General features: G+C 66.7%; 16 protein-coding genes. 11 read left to right on the top strand and 5 right to left on the bottom strand.

All coding sequences use genetic code 11. The features are described from left to right. Positions 1–81 precede the first annotated feature (81 nt). The 6 genes from Amac_RS02885 (at position 82) to Amac_RS02860 (ending at position 5,722) form a co-directional block, all read left to right on the top strand. Entirely contained in the window at positions 82–1,170 is a 1,089-nt protein-coding gene (locus Amac_RS02885; RefSeq protein ID WP_155352688.1) for an extracellular solute-binding protein, read from the top strand. 76 nt (positions 1,171–1,246) lie between these two features. Continuing rightward, positions 1,247–2,116 (top strand): ABC transporter permease, encoded by an 870-nt coding sequence (locus tag Amac_RS02880; RefSeq protein ID WP_155352687.1) that lies wholly within the window; start codon positions 1,247–1,249, stop codon positions 2,114–2,116. A 1-nt stretch (position 2,117) separates the two neighbouring features. Beyond that, positions 2,118–2,924 (top strand): ABC transporter permease, encoded by an 807-nt coding sequence (locus tag Amac_RS02875; protein ID WP_155352686.1) that lies wholly within the window; start codon positions 2,118–2,120, stop codon positions 2,922–2,924. Between the two features lie 41 nt (positions 2,925–2,965). Beyond that, positions 2,966–4,042, top strand: coding sequence for an ABC transporter ATP-binding protein (locus Amac_RS02870; RefSeq protein WP_170322271.1), 1,077 nt, complete (start codon positions 2,966–2,968; stop codon positions 4,040–4,042). Positions 4,043–4,065: 23 nt separating this feature from the next. Beyond that, entirely contained in the window at positions 4,066–4,557 is a 492-nt protein-coding gene (locus Amac_RS02865; RefSeq protein WP_170322270.1) for a nuclear transport factor 2 family protein, read from the top strand. A 67-nt stretch (positions 4,558–4,624) separates the two neighbouring features. Beyond that, on the top strand, positions 4,625–5,722 hold the full coding sequence (locus Amac_RS02860) for a zinc-dependent alcohol dehydrogenase (protein WP_155352683.1): 1,098 nt from the start codon (positions 4,625–4,627) through the stop codon (positions 5,720–5,722). A gap of 247 nt (positions 5,723–5,969) precedes the next feature. Here the strand turns inward: Amac_RS02860 and rpsT are convergent, their stop codons facing one another. After that, the gene (gene rpsT, locus Amac_RS02855) at positions 5,970–6,242 is read right to left on the bottom strand and encodes a 30S ribosomal protein S20 (RefSeq protein WP_155352682.1); all 273 of its coding nucleotides are present in this window, start codon (positions 6,240–6,242) and stop codon (positions 5,970–5,972) included. Positions 6,243–6,562: 320 nt separating this feature from the next. Further along, a complete protein-coding gene (locus Amac_RS02850) occupies positions 6,563–7,573 on the bottom strand; it encodes a glycosyl hydrolase family 18 protein (RefSeq protein ID WP_155352681.1) in 1,011 nt (336 codons plus the stop codon). Between the two features lie 74 nt (positions 7,574–7,647). On the opposite strand from Amac_RS02850, the gene lepA reads away from it, so the two are divergent. Further along, positions 7,648–9,477, top strand: coding sequence for a translation elongation factor 4 (lepA, locus tag Amac_RS02845; RefSeq protein WP_155352680.1), 1,830 nt, complete (start codon positions 7,648–7,650; stop codon positions 9,475–9,477). Positions 9,478–9,493: 16 nt separating this feature from the next. Here lepA and Amac_RS02840 read toward each other — a convergent pair whose 3' ends face one another. Beyond that, positions 9,494–10,693 carry a PucR family transcriptional regulator gene (locus Amac_RS02840; protein ID WP_155352679.1) on the bottom strand — a complete coding sequence of 400 codons (1,200 nt, stop codon included), beginning with the start codon at positions 10,691–10,693 and terminating at the stop codon, positions 9,494–9,496. 128 nt (positions 10,694–10,821) lie between these two features. Here Amac_RS02840 and Amac_RS02835 point away from each other — a divergent pair, with 128 nt between their 5' ends. Both Amac_RS02835 and Amac_RS02830 read left to right on the top strand, forming a co-directional pair. Next, positions 10,822–12,102 carry an alkyl sulfatase dimerization domain-containing protein gene (locus tag Amac_RS02835; RefSeq protein WP_155352678.1) on the top strand — a complete coding sequence of 427 codons (1,281 nt, stop codon included), beginning with the start codon at positions 10,822–10,824 and terminating at the stop codon, positions 12,100–12,102. Positions 12,103–12,407: 305 nt separating this feature from the next. Continuing rightward, positions 12,408–13,673, top strand: a complete 1,266-nt coding sequence (locus Amac_RS02830) for a hypothetical protein (RefSeq protein WP_155352677.1) — start codon at positions 12,408–12,410, stop codon at positions 13,671–13,673. Positions 13,674–13,904: 231 nt separating this feature from the next. Here the strand turns inward: Amac_RS02830 and Amac_RS02825 are convergent, their stop codons facing one another. Both Amac_RS02825 and Amac_RS02820 read right to left on the bottom strand, forming a co-directional pair. Next, on the bottom strand, positions 13,905–14,447 hold the full coding sequence (locus Amac_RS02825; protein WP_170322269.1) for an ArsR family transcriptional regulator: 543 nt from the start codon (positions 14,445–14,447) through the stop codon (positions 13,905–13,907). A 232-nt stretch (positions 14,448–14,679) separates the two neighbouring features. Beyond that, entirely contained in the window at positions 14,680–15,075 is a 396-nt protein-coding gene (locus Amac_RS02820; RefSeq protein ID WP_218040847.1) for a nuclear transport factor 2 family protein, read from the bottom strand. 78 nt (positions 15,076–15,153) lie between these two features. Between Amac_RS02820 and Amac_RS02815 the strand changes: the two genes are divergently transcribed. Together Amac_RS02815 and Amac_RS02810 are read left to right on the top strand one after the other, a co-directional pair. Next, positions 15,154–15,702 (top strand): TetR/AcrR family transcriptional regulator, encoded by a 549-nt coding sequence (locus Amac_RS02815; protein ID WP_155352675.1) that lies wholly within the window; start codon positions 15,154–15,156, stop codon positions 15,700–15,702. 239 nt (positions 15,703–15,941) lie between these two features. Next, complete coding sequence (locus Amac_RS02810) at positions 15,942–16,220, top strand: hypothetical protein (protein WP_155352674.1); 279 nt, start codon at positions 15,942–15,944, stop codon at positions 16,218–16,220. Positions 16,221–16,258: the final 38 nt, after the last annotated feature.

Raw genomic sequence — 16,258 nt, 5'->3', positions numbered from 1 at the left:
GCTCCCGACGCCGCCGAATGCAATCCATTGCATTCCGCCCTCCCTCGGTTGGTTCACTTTTCAAAGATGAGGAGATAGAAAATGACGCCGCAACGTCACAAGAGGGCGGTCGCCAGGTCGGCCGCGCTCGTCACCGCCGCGATGCTCGCGCTCGCAGGATGCTCGAGCTCGGACGACCCGGGCTCCGCGCCCCAAGGCCCCATCGTCGTCGCCAACTGGGGCGGTCTGGCGAGCAAGTCGTACCAGACCGCCTACGTCGACCCGTACACCAAAGACACCGGCATCGAGCTGCAGCAGGTCGACGCACCGGGTCTGTTCGTCGCGCGCACCAAGGCGCAGGCCGCGGCCAACCGGACCGAGTGGGACGTGCTCGAGTCGATCACCGACTCGGACGCGGCGTTCCTCGCCGACGCCGGCCTGCTCGAACCTCTGCCGGCGGATCTCAAGGCGCGCCTCATCGACCAGCTGGGCGCGGAGAACGTGACCGACTACGGCTACCACAGTGGCGGGACGGCGATGCTCATCATCTGCAACACCGAGCGCGTCAAGGTCTGCCCCCAAAGCATGGCGGAGTTCTTCGACGTCGAGAAGTTCCCGCAGAAGCGGGCCATCATTGGGTTCAACCCGATTTACCCGATCACCGCGGCGCAGCTTGCGCTCGGGGTACCGCGGGATAAGACCTCGACGACGCCGATCGACGTGGACGCGGTGTTCGCCAAGCTCGAGGAGATCCGCCCCTTGTCGGTGATCTGGAGCACCGTCGACCAGGGCACCCAGGTGCTCGAGCAGGGTGAGGCCGACATGGGGATTCTCTACGCGACCCGCATCTACGGCGAGTTGCTCCCCACCGGCAACTACGAGGTTGTCTGGGCCGACGGCGCCCGGGCCCAGGGCACGACCGTGGTCCTGAAGAACGCCCCGCACATGAAGGCCGCGTGGAATCTGGTCGAGTGGAACGCCACCCACCTCAAGGAGCAGGCGCAGTTCTCCGTCCTGGCGCAGAAGACGGCCATCGACCCCGCCTCTCTCGAGTTCGTCCCTGCGGACCAGCGCGAGCGATTCGCCAACGCGCCTGAGCACGACGGCGAGCTCGCTGTCCCGAACGCCGTCGACTACAACGCGAAGTTCGACAAGATCAACCAGCGGTTCCAGGAGTTCATCTCCGGATAGCCCGATCGGTAGGGGGTGCGCTCCGTGCACTCCTCCACCGGTCCGTGCGAGGCTCGACAGGAAGGCATGACGAGGAATGACGGACATACTGCGCGTGCGCCGGCGGGAATGGACGCCTGACATCCGGAAGCGCTACGCCCTGGTGGCGGTCTTGCCGGCGATCGCGCTTCTCGCCGTTTTCGTGATCTACCCGCTCGTGCTGCTCGTGATCGAGTCGAGCCAAGACGGCTTCGAGGTGTACGGCCGCGTCCTGTCGAGCGGCTCTGGCCAGAAGGCCATCGCAACGACGTTTACGGCGAGCCTCGTCGCGACGGGCATCGTCGTCCTGGTGTCGAGCATCATCGGCTGGACAATCCGCACGACGCGGCGTCGCTGGGTGCGCGCGCTGTGCTGGGTGTGTGTCTTGGCGCCGTTCTGGATGGGCGCCGTGGTCAAGAACTACGCGATCGTGCTGCTGATCTCCAACAAGGGCGTCGTCAATGCCGGCCTCCGGGCTCTCGGGCTCGACCCCGTGCAGATGTTGTACTCCACGCCGGCTGTCGTGCTCGGCATCTCGTACTCGCTCATCCCCTTCGGCGTGCTGACGATCAACGCCGTGTTCCAGACCATCGACCTCAACCTCCTCCGCAACGCCGAAGTCCTGGGTTCGACCCGGTCCGGATCGATCTTCCGGGTCATGGTCCCGCTCGCCGGACCCGGTTTCATCGCCTCCGGCGCGATCGTCTTCGCGCTCTCGGTCGGCTTCTACGTCACGCCGGTCGTGCTGGGCGGTGCCAAGTCCCCGTTCCTGGCGACCCTCATCCAGGCGAACATCCTGCAGTACTTCGACCTCCCCGCGGCCGCCGCCCTCTCGGTGATCCTGTTGGTGGTGGCGCTGCTGGTGATGATCGTCACCATCGGACTTGTCGGCGTCGGCAGCGTCCGCCGAGCGATGACGAGGTCATGACGTGGCGAAACTGCTCGACATCGTCGTCCGGTCCCTCGGGCGGATCGCGCTCGCCGCGATCGTCATCGTCATCCTCGCCCCGGTGGTCGTGGTCCTGCTCATCTCGTTCTCGGACCAGGTCCGGTTCGCCTTCCCGCCGGGGGGCTTCGGCTGGCGCCAGTACCAGGAGCTGTTCCGCGACCCGGTATGGATGGAGTCGATCGGGCTCTCGCTCTCGCTGGCCCTGCCCGCCACCTTTCTCGCCGTGGCGGTGGCGCTCCCGGTCAGCCTGATCGCGCAGCGCAGCAAGCTGCCGGGACGCAACCTGCTGCAGGGCACCGCGGTCGCCAGCATCATCATCCCCACGACCGCCCTGGCCGTCGGGCTGTTCACGCTCTACTCGCGGCTCGGGCTCACCTCGACCAACCTCGGACTCATCGTCGCGCAAGCGGTGCTCGCCCTCCCGATCGTGCTGATCGGCATCACCACGGGCTTGAGCAAGATCTCGCGCACCCCCGAGTTCGCCGCCATGACGATGGGCGCCTCGCTGACTCGCGCCCTCCTCGAGATCACCGGCCGCGCTCTGCTGCCGGCGATCGTCGCGAGCGCGATCATGGGCTTCCTCCACGCCTTCGACGAGGTCGTGATCGTCAACTTCGTGGGAGGACCGGGCCAGGTCACGCTCCCCAAGGCGATCCTCGACTCGGTGCAGAACCAGACCGATCCGGTCATCACGGCAGCCGCATCGCTCTTGATGATCGGCTCCGCGCTGCTGATGGCGGTCGCCGCCATCGTCGGACGGATCGCGAGCAGAAGGCGACGCGGATGACAAACGACAGGGAAACGACGATGAACGACGATCATGTGCTGGTGCTCGACGCCGTCGCGAAGAGCTACGCCGGAGTGCTGGCACTCGCGCCGACGAGCTTCGCGATCGAGAAGGGCGAGTTCCTCACCCTGCTCGGACCGAGCGGCTCGGGCAAGAGCACGTTGCTGAAGCTCATCGCGGGCTTCGAGACGCCCACCAGCGGCGCGATCCTGCTGCGCTCCCTCGACATCTCGGGCCTCAGCCCGGCGCAGCGGCAGCTCGGCATGGTGTTCCAGAGCTACTCGCTGTTCCCGCACCTGACGGTCGCGAAGAACATCGAGTACGGGCTCAAGCGCCGCAAGTGGTCTGCTGAACGTCGCCGGGCGCGCGTGGCCGAGATGCTGGCGATCGTCAAGCTCGAGCACCGGGCCAACGCCCTGCCAGCCGAGTTGTCGGGTGGTCAGCAGCAGCGCGTCGCGGTGGCGCGCGCGCTCGCGTACGACCCGGACGTGCTGCTGATGGATGAGCCGCTCGGCGCGCTCGACCGCACCCTGCGGCTCGAGATGGAGTCCGAGATCAAGCGCATCCATGGGCAGCTGGGCACGACGTTCATCTATGTCACCCACGACCAGCAGGAGGCGATGCACCTTTCGACTCGCATCGCCATCATGAACAACTCGCAGGTCGTCGCCCTCGGCCGACCGGACGACCTGTTCCGCAACCCGCCGAACGTCTTCACCGCGGAGTTCTTCTCGGACGCGACCACGGTCGCGGCGGAGGTCGACGACAGGACGCGGTTCCGGTTCGAGGCAGGGGGCGACGGCTCCTGGGCCGCGCCGGCGGGCACCGCGCCCGGCCGGTACACCTTCGGCATCCGGCCCCGCGCGGCGCGCCTGGGCATCGTCGAGGGCGCGCCGGTGCTGCGCGGCACCATCACGAGCTCGATGCTGTTCGGCGACGAGGTGCGGCTGTTCATCGACGCGGATGTCGTGAGCGGCCTGCGCGTGGTTATCCCGTCGCGGGCGAATACCTTCGCGCCCGGCGACCGAGTCGACGTGTCGATTCCCTGGGAGGACGCCATCCTCCTGCCGAATGCGCCGGTGACGAGCAGAGCGTTCCACGCCGGAGCGACCCGATGACCGAGACGAGAGAAGGAAAAGGGATGTCTGAGGACGAACTCGAGGCTTTGAAGGCCCGTGTGCAGGATCTGGAGGATCGAAACGCGATCCTTGACACGTTGACACAGTACGGTCACTCGCTGGACTACGGCGACTTCGATCGGCTCGTGGACTGCTTCACCGACGACGTCGTGCGAGAGAACCGGCGCCCGGACGGCTCCGTGCACCGCTGGGTGGGTCGCGAGGGGACCCTCGACTTCGCGAGTCGCCACTCCCACGCCCCCGAGATCTACCACAAGCACCTCGTGCTCAACAGTCGCATCGAGTTGCACGGTGACACCGCGGACGTGCAGAGCTACATGATCAGGTTCGATGCCGGCGACGGCGAGCGCTCGTACGTGTGGGGACTGGGCCGTTACCTCGACAAGATGCGCCGCGAGCCCGACGGACGCTGGCGCATCGCGCACCGCGTCTCGGAGATCGAGGACCAGTGGCCGGGCCGGTTCGTGTTGAAGGGCCACGACAACACGGATTGAGAACGTCAAGACGATCATCGAGATCGCCTGATATCCGTTCAACCACTGCCAAGAAGGAGAACACATCGTGCGCGCAGCGGTGTACCACGATCGAGGCGACGTCCGTATCGAGGACGTCACCCAACCCCGCCCCGGCCCGGGCGACCTGCTGATCGAGGTGCGATCGGTGGGCATCTGCGGCACCGACTCCCATGAGTACGCCAGCGGACCGCACATATTTCCCGTCCAGACACGCCATCCAGTCTCCGGCCACCTCGGGCCGATGATTCCCGGTCACGAATTCGCCGGAGTGGTGGCCCAACTCGGGCCCGGGGTCAGCGACTTCGCCGAGGGCGAGCTCGTTGTCAGCGGTGCCGGCATCTCGTGCGGCACCTGTGTGCAATGTCATCGCATGCGTACAAATCTATGTGAGCACTACTCGACGGTTGGCCTGCAACGCGATGGCGCGCTCGCTGAGTACGTGGTGGCACCGGCGGCCACCTGCCTGCCGGTAGCACCGTACGGGCTGACCGCGGATGCCGCCGCTCTGGCCCAGCCCATGTCGATCGCGGTGCATGCGATGCGACGCGGTCGCCTGTCCGCCGACGACGAGGCCGTCATCATCGGCACGGGAGGCATAGGAGCATTTCTCACCTATGCGGTCGCGTCCGTGACGGGTCGGCTCGCGGTCATCGACCTCGACGACGCCAGGCTCAAGATCGCCGATGGGCTCGGCGCGACGCATGTCCTACGCACGGGTGACGCGACCGAGGCCCGGGACAGCATCACGGCGTGGGGCATGAACCCGACCGTGGTGTATGAGGTGTCCGGCACGACAGGGGGTCTTAAGAGCGCGGTGGAGATCCTGCCGCGCGGCGGTCGGCTGGTTCTGGTCGGGTTGCAGGGCGTTCCCGTGGAGTGGGACGTACGCACGCTGAGCCTGATCGAGCACGAAATCATCGGCACCAACGCGCACGTCTGTGCGCTCGACATGCCGACCGCGCTTGGTCTGCTCGCGGCGAGACGGGATCCGTGGAGTGATATCGCGCCAGTCGCGCTGAGCCTGGATCGGCTGGTCCCTGACGGTCTGCAGCCCCTCGCCGAGCGTCGCACCACGCGGATCAAGACGCTCGTCGACCCGCAGGCGGAGCAGACCCGTGCGACCCGGATGGTGAGCACGCCATGAGCCGGGTCGCCTTTCTCGGCCTCGGCCGCAATGTCAGTGGGCGTTGGTATGTTCCTGGGAGTGTGCGCAGCCAGTGGCGCTGATGGGCCGCAGCCCTCCTCGCCTCCTGCGCCGGTCTCGCCGTCGAGGACGACCCGGCCCTGGGGCCGCTCCGCCGGATCGTCGCGGCGCTGGTTCCGCTGACGCAATCCTGCCCGGATACGCGAAGAACGCCGCCTCCGGGCAGGAGGCGGCGTTCTCGGTTGGACTACTTGGCGGTCTGAAGGGCGGCCGCGCGCTTGGCGATGGCCGACTTGCGGTTGGCGGCCTGGTTCTTGTGGATCACGCCCTTGCTGACGGCCTTGTCCAGCTGACGGCTGGCGGCGCGCAGAGCGATCAGGGTCGCCTCGGCGTCGCCCTGGTCGGCGGTCTCGCGGAATTTGCGGACCGCAGTCTTGAGGGACGACTTGACTGCCTTGTTGCGCAGCCGGGCCTTCTCGTTCTGCTTGTTTCGCTTGATCTGGGACTTGATGTTCGCCACGAAGGAAGCCTCGGATTTGAAGTCTTGGTCGGATGGATCGCGCACGGCTCGTTGAGAGGGCGCGCCACACGCAGTTGGACAGGATACCAACAGCCCAGGCGGGCACTCAAATCATGAGCTTGGGGCGGGGCTCCTGCCCACGTCAGTCTAGCTTGAATCACGACCCCAGCCCGCCATTACGACCCGAACAATGCAGGCTCGATCGTTTTCCTCCTCGGCCGATGCTGGTCCGGGTGATTTAGCTGGTGATTTCCGGCTTGGCGGGTTTCTGGCGCAGGGGCTATCCCGGGATCATGGTTGCGCCGCCACTCAGGTGGGGGTCATTCCTCCGTGGCCCGGACCCAGGCCTGCTCGTACTCGCGCCAGTCCTCCTCGGTCGCGGCGAAGTCGATATACAGAGCGAGCCCCAGGTTGGGGCGCGGGCCATGGTCAGTGAGCGCGAGCCTGGTCCCTTCCGCCGCCATCGCGACGCTCTCCGCGTAGTCGCTGATGCCGACCATATGGTCGTGGTACGCGGGAGCCCCGATGAGCAGGTCGGTCGTGTCGGGGGTGAGCTCCAGAGCCATGGCCGTCTGCCGGGCGACATATCCCCCGTACAGGGATTGCAGCGGCGTCCAGGAGTCGTACGTCATGATCGCGACCTGGTCGGTGAGTTCGGCCATCTGGCGGAAGTATTCCGGGGACCAGTACTTGGGGTGGCCCCCCACCGTACGGAAGAGGAATGTGGCGCCGATGACCGGTTCGATCTGATGGGTGGCCACGGAGAGCACGGCCGAGCCGATCGCCTGCCGGGTCTCGCGCATCAGAGCCAGATAGTCGGCGTCGCCGTCGTCGACCGGCTCGAAGTCGTAGTGGATGCCGTCGAAGCCGAGATCCACGAGGGCTTTCGCGCCCGCGACCACCCGAGCCCGGGTCGCCTGGTCCGCGAGGTTCAAATGGCCTTCGTCGTCCGGGTTGACCGTTTGGCCAAGCCAGGCGGAGATCCGTACCCCGGGAAGGCGGGCTTTCCACCAGGTCAAAAGATTTGCCGCGTTCGGGTATTTCGCGGCGGGTAGGGTGCCGTTCGCGTCAAGGGGGCCGCTGTGGACGTACACGTCCTTCATGGAACCCAGCCGGGCGGCGAGGGTGTTGACGTCGGCGGCGGTGCGGCGGCCGTCCACCCAGGCGTGGCCGAGCCAGAGAGCGTCGTTTCCAGTGGATTTGGCCCATGGCGCCGGAGTCCCGGCATAGTCCAGGCGCAACATGGCCGCGACGATCAGCACGAGCGTCAGCGGCACGGCCGCGATGATCGCGAGCCACTTGAGGACACGCCGGGTGGTCAAGGAAGGCATCCGGACATGCCACCATGGAGGGTGGCTGCTCCGCCAGCCGTTGAACGCCTCAAACCCTGTTGAAACGGACTTCGGTGCGCACTCAGACTGGCCAGACCGACCCTACGTTGATCCGCAATTTCTGCATCATCGCGCATATCGACCACGGCAAGTCAACCCTTGCCGATCGCATGCTGCAGATCACGGGCGTGGTCGACGACCGGTCCATGCGCGCGCAATATCTGGACCGGATGGACATCGAGCGCGAGCGCGGCATCACGATCAAGTCGCAGGCCGTGCGGCTGCCGTGGAACGGGCACGTGCTCAACATGATCGACACTCCGGGGCACGTGGACTTCTCCTACGAGGTGTCGCGGTCGCTGCAGGCGTGTGAGGGCGCGATCCTGCTCGTCGACGCGGCCCAGGGGATCGAGGCGCAGACGCTGGCCAACCTGTATATGGCCATGAACGTAAACCTGCACATCATCCCGGTGCTGAACAAGATCGACCTGCCCGCCGCCCAGCCGGACAAATACGCGGAGGAGATCGCGCACCTGATCGGCTGCGAGCCGTCGGATGTGCTGCGGGTTTCCGGCAAGACCGGGGTGGGCGTGCGCGAGCTGCTCGACCACGTGGTGGACAGCGTGCCGCACCCGGTCGGCGACGCGGACGCGCCGGCCCGCGCGCTGATCTTCGACTCGGTGTACGACACCTATCGCGGGGTCGTCACCTATGTCCGGGTCATCGACGGGCATCTGGGCAAGCGTGAGCGCATCCTGATGATGTCCACGCAGGCGCACCACGAGACGCTGGAGATCGGCGTCATCTCGCCCGAGCCGAAGGTCTCCGACCTGGGGCTCGGCGTGGGCGAGGTGGGCTACCTGATCACCGGTGTGAAGGACGTGCGGCAGTCCCGCGTCGGTGACACCGTGACGAGCGTCGCCAAGCCCGCCGACGCGGCGCTGGAGGGATACGACCATCCCAAGCCGATGGTGTATTCCGGGCTTTACCCGATCGACGGGGACGATTTCCCCGAGCTCAGGGAGGCGCTCGACAAGCTCCGGCTGAACGACGCCGCGCTGGTCTACGAGCCGGAGAGCTCGGCCGCGCTCGGGTTCGGCTTCCGCTGCGGCTTCCTTGGGCTGCTGCACATGGAGATCGTGCGGGAGCGGCTGGAGCGCGAGTTCAACCTGGCGCTGATCTCGACCGCGCCGAACGTGATCTACCGGGTCGTCATGGAGGACGGCCGGGAGATCGTGGTGACCAACCCGTCCGAGTTCCCCGAAGGCAAGATCGCCGAGATTCACGAGCCGGTGGTCAAGGCCACGCTGCTCGCTCCCTCCGAGTACATCGGCGCGATCATGGAGCTCTGCCAGGGCCGGCGCGGGGCGCTGCAGGGCATGGACTACCTGTCCGAGGACCGGGTCGAGATCCGCTACACGCTGCCGCTCGGCGAGATCATCTTCGACTTCTTCGACCAGCTCAAGTCAAAGACGCGGGGGTACGCGTCGCTGGACTACGAGCCGTCCGGCGAGCAGGACTCGGATCTGGTCAAGGTGGACATTCTCCTGCAGGGCGAGGCGGTGGACGCGTTCAGCGCGATCGTGCACCGGGACAAGGCGTATGCCTACGGCGTGGAGATGGCCAAAAAGCTCAAGGACCTGATTCCGCGGCAGCAGTTCGAGGTGCCGATCCAGGCCGCCATCGGGGCTCGGGTGATCGCGCGCGAGAACATCCGGGCCATCCGCAAGGACGTGCTCGCCAAGTGTTACGGCGGTGACATCAGCCGCAAGCGCAAACTGCTGGAGAAGCAGAAGGAGGGCAAGAAGCGGATGAAGATGGTGGGCCGGGTGGAAGTCCCCCAGGAGGCCTTCGTCGCCGCGCTGTCCACCGGGGAATCGTCTGCGGACAAGCCCAAGAAGTAATCTCACGCGGTGTCCGCTATCGCGCGAGGCGGCGGACGGTCAGGGCCGCGCCGCAGAGCAGGATGCCCTGGGCGGTGCGCAGATCGATGCCCGTGAGGTCGCGGACCCTGGTCAGGCGGTTGTCGATCGTGTTGGCGTGCACGCCCAGGTCGGCGGCGGTGCGGCGGCGGTCGAAGTCGCAGGCCAGGTAGCGGTTGAGGGTTTCCAGGAGCTGCTCGTCGAGGGGGGCCAGCAGGGCGGTCAGCTCGTCGGCGCTGTCGCCGGGGGTGCTCAGGTGGTAGTCGAGGAGCACGTCGCGGATGCCGTACACGCCGGAGGGGTTGTCGTTCTGTTCGGTGATGGCCGCGACGCGGGCGGTTTGGGCGGCGGCCGGTTGGACGTCGGCAAGGGTGGGAGCGTGTGCGAGGCCGAGTCGCACCGGGGCGCCGAGGGAGGTTTCCAGGCGGGTGGCGAGCCGGGCGAGGGGGCGTTCGACGCCGGGCTGGGCCGGGAGGAGGGCGTGGCCGCCCTGGCCGTCCAGCAGGGTGAGGACGGGGTGGCCCGCGATCGTGTCGAACTCGCGTTGCACGCTGCGCATCGTGCGCCTGGCCATGATCGCCTGACCGGTGGCGACGGCTCGGGTGGGCTGGTCGGTGGGTAATTTTTCGGTTGATATGCGGATGGCGATGACGTGGTAGGGCGGGGTCAGTTCCACGTCGTAGCGGGTGGCCTGGTCGTGGCGGCCTGAGATCAGGGCGTGCGCGACCGTACGAAGGGTCTCCCGGCGTTCGGACATGAGGGCGGACTGCTCCGCCAGGTACGCCTCGGTGATCGTCGCCGTGAGGATTTCCAGGGTGTTCAGCTGGAGGGTGGCGAGGTAGCGCAGGGCCTCCTCCTCGCCGGGTCTGGTGGCGGCGCAGAGCGTCTCCCAGATCACCCGATAGCCAATGTAATAGGCCGTCATCAGGTCCCTGAGCTGCACGCCCTCGTCCACCCGCTGGGCGGTTCTGTCCCGGAAGAGCTGCATGTCGGCGCCGGTGAGCTGATGGCCCTGGGCCAGGGCGAGGAACAGCCTGATGCCGTGCCGCGCGGTGGCGGCGATCTCCACATCCCGCATGTCGGAGGGGAGATCGCGGAGCGCGGCGTGCTGGTCGGCCACGATCTGGCGGGCGATCTGGTTCGCCTGGGGAAGGCAGCGCGCGGCGATCACGGCCGCGGTCGCGCGGATCTCGTCCACTCCTCATTGTGACATGTCACAACATCAGGATGATCGGGCTGGGACGACCGCAGATTGCCTGGCCAGCCGGGCAGGAGAAGAGTTGGTCCCGCATTCTGGGACCGGCTCTCAGAGGGGACTCGATCGGCATGTCTGAAACATTGTTCGATTACGCGGAACGGGTCTGGCAGGGTGAGCTGGACAGCAATTGGTTCGGGGACGAAGTTCAAGACGTCACGAAGGGCGTCGGCTGGTACCCCGCCTTCGGCAACTCGATCACCTTCACCACCGCCGGTGAGCTGATCCTTTTCGACACCGGCTCGCCGTTCGGGGCCGCAAATCTCTTTCGTGCCGTACGCGCCTGGACACCCAATCCTCTGAGCATCGCGTTCTACTCCCATGGCCATATCGACCACGTCTTCGGCATGGAACCCTTCGACAAGGAGGCCGCCGCCCTCGGCCGCCCCCGGCCGATCGTCGTCGCGCACCAAGCGGTGACCGACCGATTCGCCCGATACGCGCTGACCCGCGGTTACAACAGGGTGATCAACCGCCGGCAGCTCCAGGATCCCGCCCTGGACTGGCCGTCGTCCTACCGGTTCCCCGACGTCACGTACCACGAGACGATGACCCTCACCCGGGGCGATCTGATGTTCCGTCTCTTCCACGTCAAGGGGGAGACCGACGACGCGACCATCGCGTACATCCCGCAGCGCAAGGTGCTGTGCATGGGCGACATGTTCCTCTGGGTGGCCCCCAACTGCGGCAACCCGCAGAAAGTCCAGCGTTTCCCGGCCGAATGGGCGCAGGCGCTCCGCCGTGTCGCCGGCCTCGGCGCCGAGATCATGCTCCCCAGCCACGGCGCGCCCGTCTTCGGCGCGAACCGCATCACCACCGCCCTGCTCGAAACCGCCGAATGGCTGGAAAGCCTGGTCGAACAGACCCTGCGACTCCTCAACGAGGGCGCCCGCCTGGACGAGATCATCCACGCAGTCCGGCCGCCCGCGCATCTCGACGCCCGCCCCTTCCTCCAGGCCCGCTACGACGAGCCCGAGTTCGTGGTCCGCAACCTCTGGCGCCAGTACGGCGGCTGGTACGACGGCAACCCCGCCAACCTCAAACCCGCCCCCGACCCGGTCGCCGCCCAGGCCGTCGCCGAACTGGCGGGCGGCGCCCAGGCCCTGGCCGACGCCGCCCTCCGCGCCGCCTCCGACGGCGACCTCCGCCTTGCGGGCCACCTGGCCGAAATGGCCGCCCTGGCCGATCCGTCCGACGAGGGTATCCACCGCGTCCGCGCCGACGTCTTCAGCGCCCGCGCCAAAGCCGAACGCTCCCTGATGGCCCAGGGCGTCTTCACCTGGGCGGCAGCGGAATCCCAGGCCATCATCGACGGCCACGACCCGGAAACCCGCTCCCCGTTCCGGCGCTAGCGGCTCAGCCAGCCTGCTCCGTCTCTGGCGTCGCATTTGCGCGCGGGGTCGGAGCAGCCTCCGATATTTCGGGCCAATAAGTCGCTGAAGTGCCTGGGCGGCGACTCGGTGGATTCCTGCACGAATATCGAGTCGAATTAGGCGACACAGTTTTCGGCAGCGACGTGATGTGCGGTGCCTCCGATATTCTCAGCAACCGAAGCCCTCCGCAGAATATCTTCTGCGGAGGGTGTTTTTGAGTTGAAATCCGACATCAGCGGATATCGACGCCAGCTGTGGAATTAAAGAAGAATGGAGAGCATGTTATGGCGGAAGCGCTACGCATGAAGCGTTCAGTGGTCACGGCTCTGGCCGCGACGACTACCTTGGCCGGATATTGTGTGATTGCGGCTGCTCCGGCATACGCGGCTACCACCATCGAGATCGTTTACTCGACGGACAACGGGAGTACCTGGAGCAGTTCTCTGCCGGTTCCGAACCCGTCGAGCTGGTTGACGCGCATCTGGTACAACAACAGCGACTCCGCCGCCTACCGGGATGCCTCAGTTCTCGCGCATATCCGTTCGCGGCTCGTCCCCGGCACTACGAAGGTCTGCCTTTCTCCGAGAACGTCCGATCCGGCTAAACCGGACAACAGTGAGCTCGCCTGCAACACCGACGTCGGCCAGACCGGGCCCATCGACGAGAAGGCGGTCTGGGGTGGAGGGCTTCCGGAGGCGGGGCTGGGCACGATCGACGGCCAGAACTGGAACCTCCGGATCAGCCCCACCGCCGGGTTGTTCGCCGAGCCCAGGGACCTGACCAAGGGGGTCCTGGAGCGTGGGAAGAAGAGCTATCTCCACCTCCAGGGATGCACCTATGGAAACGGAGGTACGGACAACTTCATGTCCTTTGTGGCGAACCTGCCGAACGCACCCTTCCGGACAGGGACGGGAGTTTCCAACGGGCCGAAGCCGCTCACGTGCGGCCCGGGGGATGCCGCCTACCGCTACAAGCCGGGCAGCGGCGCCACTCAGGCGATCAGCCTGCTCGGCAAGCGCTACTTCAACCTCCAGCAATGCGTCTACAACTCCGGCGCCGATCTGGCCACTGTCGCGGTGCAGCAGCCTCAAACCAATTCCAGCAACGTGAAAGCCAGCCCGACGGCTCCGTGCCCCGGCACCGGATGGGTGGCCGGCAACAGCCGTACGCAGGCGTTGGACCTGCTGACTCTGCGCTACGTCAACCTGCAACAGTGCGTCTACGCGAAGCCTGGGGACTTCTACACCAACCTGGTCCAGAACTCGGGCGACTGGCTGACCAGGTCACCGGCCACGGACACCGGCGACACGCCGAAGCCGGCGAACGCCGCCTGCGCCGCCGGATATCCCACTTCTTACCAATGGGTCTCCGCGAACTCCGCTACCCAGGCGATCGACACCGAAGACACCACACGAGGCGCCGGATTCATCGAATTCGAAGCGCAACCTGAAGGCGGCCCCAGCCCGTACAACCATTCCCGGCCGACGAGCGCGTGGCTCCTGATCGGCAATGCCATCGTGGCAAAGGACAGCGGGGGCTGGCGGGTCTGACGCCGCGAGAAGTCAAGGGGGCGAGGAGCCCGGAGCAGGCGAATCGAGCGGCGTCGTAAGCCAGGGTGTATGCGGAGTTCGGGTCGCTTTCGCTGATGTCTTCGGCGCTGGCCAGCGTGGTGGCGGCTTTGCTCAGCCATCCTGCTCCGTCCGCGGCGTCGCCTTTGATCCGCTGGAGTTCCTTGTCGGCGAGCATGCGTTCGATGTCGGCTTCGCCGCGGGTCCACCGGGTCACGTGTGCTCCCGAGGGCTGATCGAAGGGGTGAGGTCGATGGTGGAACTCGATTTGATCTGGCGGATCAGGGCGTCGTCGGCGGTATGCCAGCGGCGCGGGGATGCGAGCACCGGGTTGACGGGCATTCCGATGCGGGTTTGGCTGCGGTCGGCCGCGGCGTACACGGTGGTCCGGTCGGTGTCACCGACGACCAGGACGTCGATGTCGTTGGGGGGAGGACCCGCCTCGCCGCTGTTGCGAGCCGCCCAGGAACCGAAGATGAGCAGAAGTTCGATCTCAGCTATCGAGCCGAACTCTTCGGCGATGACCGTGGTCGGGCCGTACATGTAGGTGAGGATCTCGGTCAATGGCTTCGCGATCGGGTGATTTGTGGCGGCTTTCAGCATCCGGGACCGGCCCACTGTTTTCGCGGTGATCAGGCCTGCTTCCTCCAGGCGCCGCACCTCGGGATGGAGGGTGGAGGCCGAGACACCTAGGTCACGCGCGAGAGCCGCCAGTGTCCAGTCCTCATCTTGGTGGAGGAACAGTGCTGCCAGCACTCGGGCCTGTGGCTCCGTACGAAAGAGAGGCACCAGCTGAGGCCCAACGCTTCGCATAAACCGAAGATATCTTCGGGATTTCCGAATGGTCAAATGGTCGTGGCGAATTGTGTGGGGCTATCGGTGCGGCCGTCACCTTGCTGGCCGCGGCCTGGGGCCGGTGATGGGTTCCGTAGATGTGGCGGATGTTGGCGATTTGCTGCTCGCGGGGTCCTCTTCGCGTTCTCCGGGGTCAGGCCGATCGCATGGCGCTCACCGCCGTCGCGTCTATGTAGTCGCGGGTGTGCACGATCTGTCCGTCGCGCGTGCGAATCACCAGGAGGCCGGGGATGGTGTACGGCTTGCCGTACGCCGTGACGTCTACCTCGTGCTCGACCACGACGATGTCCGGGTCGTCGCCCTGGTGGAGCGCGATGCGCCGGATCCGTACGACCTCGGCGGGGGAGGCGCCCCAGCTCTTGCCGTACCCGGCCCTGATCTCCTCGCGGCCGGTGTAGCGCTCCGGCATGCCGGGCATGCGGAACGGGAACTCGTGGACGCCGTCTTCGGCGTAGAGGTCGGCGAGGGTGTCGGCCGACTTGTCGCGCATGGCGGCGTGGAATCTCTCGACGATCTGGCTGATGAACACGGGGCCTCCTCGGGTCAATTTCGCTCTACAACCGTAGAGCGAAAGGGGGGTGTCGGTCAACGGCTGTAGAGTCAGTGCATGACCCTGTCGCGAGCCGAACGCCGGCAGCGAACCGAGCAGCGCATCCTGCAGTCGGCGCGCATGCTGTTCGCCGAGCGCGGGTTCGAGCGCACCACCATCCGGGCCGTCGCCGCCGCAGCCGGGGTGGATCCGGCGCTGGTCATGCAGCACTTCGGCAGCAAGGACGACCTCTTCAGACGCGCCGTTCAGGCGGCGCCGCCCCCGGAGCGGCCCGGCGGTCCTGAGGAGCTGGTCGAGTACCTGCTGGACACCCTCGGGCTGAAGATGGGCGGATTGTCACAGCAGTCACTGGCGATGATGCGCTCCATGCTCACCCACCCGGAGGCCGCCGAGTCGGCCAGGGCGGCGCTGGGCGCGCAGATTGAGCGCCTCGCCTCGGCCATCGACGCGCCCGACGCCCGGCTGCGCGCCGCGCTGCTGACCACGATCATGCTCGGGGTGGCCGTCGGGCACCAGCTGCTGGATATCGAGGACCTGCACGACGTCCCTCAGCAGGAGCTGGCCAGGGTCCTGCGCCCCGTCCTCCACTCCCTCCTGTCCTCCTGAAACCCGGCAGATCCCGTACGGCTCACCCGGACCGCCGCCGTGGGCGGGCCTCCGCCCAGTGCTGGCCTGCCGAGACAACAACACCCAGGTGAGATGCCCTGCACGACCGGGAGGCGCCGCACCGGTGACCGACTCTCAAGGGTCCAGCCAAGTAAGCCCACCCGAGCGGCGGGCCAAAATGTCGGTGGGCTCTTCTATCGTGGGTTCTCGAACGTGCGTGCGATACTGGGGAGGCTGGAGTGATTGCGGATGCGGTGGCGGCGGAGCGGTTCATGCGGGCCGCGATGCTGGGTGTGGCGATGGCGGTGGAGGCGCAGCGGATCCTTCGGGTGCACATGGGGGAGGGGTCTGGGGCGGAGGTCGCGGTGGATATTCCGTTTCCGGACTCGACGGTGATGGCGGCGGTGCTTGATGCGGCGGCCACGTGTTTCCCGGAGGCCATCGGGCCGCCGGAGTCGGCGCGGCAAGCGGTGTTACGTCCGCTGTTAGACCTGGCGGCGCTTGCGGAGAACTCCTGAACTCTCGGTGACGTGGGTGGGAGGTTGGTGCGGTCGTA

Source organism: Acrocarpospora macrocephala (assembly GCF_009687865.1).
In the GTDB taxonomy this organism is placed as follows: Bacteria; Actinomycetota; Actinomycetes; order Streptosporangiales; family Streptosporangiaceae; genus Acrocarpospora; species Acrocarpospora macrocephala.
This window is presented reverse-complemented; position numbering and strand designations above follow the sequence as displayed.